Raw genomic sequence first — 371 nt, 5'->3', positions numbered from 1 at the left:
TCAGCAACTGTATACGTAACTAGAATAGTACCACCAGCGCCACAAGTGGAAGCAAGGTTAGTAAATACATAATCTGAAGTTACATCAAATACTGCATCTGTATCACAAGAATCTGTACCACAAGATTGAAGTGCTAATATGTTAGCAGTATTCCAATCGTTAGCGATCGTTTCGTTATCTGTACCATTACATTCTATAGTTTCGTCTATTACAGTACAAGACGTTAAGTCTGGACCGATAGAATCTTCAAGCGTAAGCGTTGCAGTAAGTATGGTTTCATTACCACAATCATCAGCAACTGTATAAGTAACTAAGATAGTACCACCAGCTCCACAAGTAGAAGTAAGGTTAGCAAAAGCATAATCAGAAGT

Annotated in this window: 1 protein-coding gene; it reads right to left on the bottom strand. The window is 37.7% G+C overall.

The window, feature by feature from the left end:
* On the bottom strand, positions 1-371 hold a 371-nt coding region (locus ACVCXO_RS00320), incomplete at both ends, for a hypothetical protein (protein ID WP_452227608.1).

It is taken from the genome of Lacinutrix sp. MEBiC02404, from assembly GCF_053601575.1.
Note: the sequence above shows the minus strand (reverse complement) of the source record. Positions and strands in the feature narration are given on the sequence as shown.